Origin of the sequence: Micromonospora globispora, assembly GCF_003857015.1 — a bacterium.
Classification (GTDB): Bacteria; Actinomycetota; Actinomycetes; order Mycobacteriales; family Micromonosporaceae; genus Micromonospora; species Micromonospora globispora.
In genome coordinates, this window is record NZ_QGGF01000607.1 from 1 (window position 1) to 2,592 (window position 2,592).

Consider the following 2,592-nt stretch of genomic DNA (forward strand, 5'->3'; position numbering starts at 1 on the left):
GGCCGGGCAGCAGCCGGGTGCGCCCGTCCAGCCGGGGCTTGAGCGCTTCCAGCACGCTGCCGACGTCGCCGGCCAGATCGGCGTAGCCGTACCGGCACGTGCGGGCGGGGGTGGGGGTGCTGGCGCCGGTGCCGCGCAGGTCGGCGACGGCGACGCCGAGGCCGGCGGCCCGCAGCGCCGCAGCGAACGGCCGGTAGTACCGGGCCCGGACGCCCATCGCCGGCCAGATCAGCACCACCGGCGCGTCGGGTACGCCGTCCGGGTCGGGGTACGTCTGCACCCCGATCCGGGTGCCGTCGACCTCGATGAACTCCTGGGTGTACTCCGCCGCCTCGCTCACCGGCTCAGGCTACCGGCCGGTAGCCCGCGGGCGTGACCGCGTTCCACCCGGTCCACCGCGTCGAGCACCCGCGGCACGTCCAGCGCCACGAGTGCGGGATGCGGGCGGTCGTCGTCGGCCGGGGGACGGGGGCCCACCCAGAGCGCCTGGTGCCAGGGCCGGTCCGGCGGGGGACCCCACTGCGCCGGCGGCACCGGCCCGAAGAGCAGCACCGACGGTGCCGCGTAGGCGGTCGCCAGGTGACCGATGCCGGTGTCCCCGCTGATCACCAGCCGGGCGTGGGCGACCAGGGCGGCCAGTTCGCCCAGGTCGGTTTCCCCGGCCAGCAGCGCGTCGGCGGGCAGCCCCGCCCGGCGGACCACCTCCTCGGCGATCCGCCGCTCGCCCGGGTTTCCGGTCACCACCACCCGATGGCCGCGCGCGGTCAGCGCCCGGGCCACCTCGGCGAAGCGGGCCGGTGGCCAGCGCCGCTGCGTGGCCTTCGCGCCGGGATGGACGATGCTCGCCCCGACCGGCATCCGGCCCGGCTCCGGCCGGCGCAACGCCAGGTCGGTGCGGTCGGCCGGAATGCCGTACCAGGCCAGCAGGCGGCACCACCGGTCGACCTCGTGCTCGTCGGCCCGCCAGTCCGGGCCGTCGTGGTGCCCGGCCTCGGCGTTGGCGAAGGCCAGCAGCCGGCCCGGCCGGGTGCCAGCCAGCATCCGGTGCGACTGCGGGCCGCGCCCGTGCAGGTTGACCGCCAGCTCCGGCGACGGGCCGGGCCACGCCAGGTGGCCCAGCCCGTCCGCCTGGACCAGCCGGTCGACGCCGCCGACCAGGTCGATCAGCGGCGCCAACCAGCGCGGCGCGACCAGCGCCAGCTCCCGGTCGGGGTACGCCGACCGCAGCGCGCGCAGCGCCGGCACCCCGGTGGCGAGGTCGCCGACGCCGAGCGCCCGGAGAACGAGGATCACGGGTACGACGACTCCTGCTCGGCGCAGACCACCAGCTCCCGTACCGCGCAGCCGGCCGGCTGGGAGAGGGCGAACATGATCGCCTCGGCGGTGTCGGCCGGGTCGTTGAGGATCGCGTCCGGGCCGGGCTTGTACTGCTCGTCCCGGTCGTCGAAGAACGCCGTCCGCATGCCACCCGGGATCAGCAGCGTCACGCCGACCTTCCCGGCCAGTTCGGCGGCGAGGGCCCGGGTGAAGCCGACCACCCCGAACTTCGCCGCGCAGTACGCGGTGGCGTCGCTGACCGCCTTGACGCCCAGCGTGGACGCCACGGTGACCACCGTGCCGTGCGAGCGCTCCAGGTGCGGCACCGCCGCCCGGATCACCGCCGCCGTGCCGAGCAGGTTGATCGCGACGATCCGGTCCCAGGTCTCGCCCGGGACGTCGGCGAGCTTGCCGGGCACGTCCATGCCCGCCGCGGTGACCACGCCGTCCAGGCCACCCGCCTGCTCGGCGAGCTGCCGGGTGGCCGCCTCGGCGGCGCGGCTGTCGGCCAGGTCGCACTCCACCCACGGCACCCCGGCGGCCGGTGGCTGCCGGTCCAGCACGTACGGCCGCCCGCCGGCCTTGGCCACCGCGGTCACCACCGCCGCGCCGAGGCCGCTCGACCCGCCGGTGACGAGGACCGCCGCTCCATTCATATCCCTGCTCATGCCGGCACTCCGCTCCGCTTCGTGCCGCCATGAGGCACCACGGCACTGCGTAGATGATTCGCTCGCTGACGCTCGCTCATACCGCTCCCTTGACGAGGTGAAGACCGCGCTGGCGCGCGGCGGAGATGGTGCCGGTGGTGGACCGGCCGGCCAGGTAAGGGACGGTGACGACCTTTCCGCCCCACCGGTGGATCAGTTCGGCCTCGGGCAGCTCCGGACCGCCGTCGCCGGCGTAGTCGCCGCCCTTGACCCAGACGTCCGGACGCAGCCGGGCGAGCACCTGGTGCGGGGTGGGTTCGTCGAAGACCACCACCGCGTCGACGCAGTCCAGGGCGGCCAGCAGCCGGGCCCGGTCGGCCTCCGGGTTGACCGGGCGCTCCGGCCCCTTGAGGCCGCGGACGCTGCGGTCCGAGTTGAGGCAGATGATCAGGCAGTCGCCGAGCCGGCGGGCCGCCTGGAGGGTGGCGACGTGCCCGGCGTGCAGGATGTCGAAGCACCCGCCGGTGGCCACCACGGTGCCGCCGTCGGCGCGTACCTTCGCGATCAGCTCCTCGGCGGTGCGGACCGGCGCCACGGCCCTCGGCCGCTCCTGGTCCCGGTGCAGGCC

3 protein-coding genes and 1 pseudogene are annotated in these 2,592 nt (G+C 76.0%); all 4 read right to left on the bottom strand.

The window, feature by feature from the left end:
- Positions 1-340: pseudogene (locus DKL51_RS30210) on the bottom strand (alpha/beta fold hydrolase); the annotation flags it as partial.
- Positions 337-1,293 (bottom strand): glycosyltransferase family 9 protein, encoded by a 957-nt coding sequence (locus DKL51_RS30215; protein WP_109942803.1) that lies wholly within the window; start codon positions 1,291-1,293, stop codon positions 337-339. The pseudogene DKL51_RS30210 and the gene DKL51_RS30215, both read right to left, overlap by 4 nt.
- On the bottom strand, positions 1,290-1,985 hold the full coding sequence (locus DKL51_RS30220; protein WP_423790635.1) for an SDR family oxidoreductase: 696 nt from the start codon (positions 1,983-1,985) through the stop codon (positions 1,290-1,292). The genes DKL51_RS30215 and DKL51_RS30220 overlap by 4 nt, the downstream gene beginning before the upstream one ends.
- A gap of 76 nt (positions 1,986-2,061) precedes the next feature.
- The coding region (gene rfaE2, locus DKL51_RS30225; protein WP_124812881.1) for a D-glycero-beta-D-manno-heptose 1-phosphate adenylyltransferase at positions 2,062-2,592 on the bottom strand (531 nt) is incomplete at its 5' end.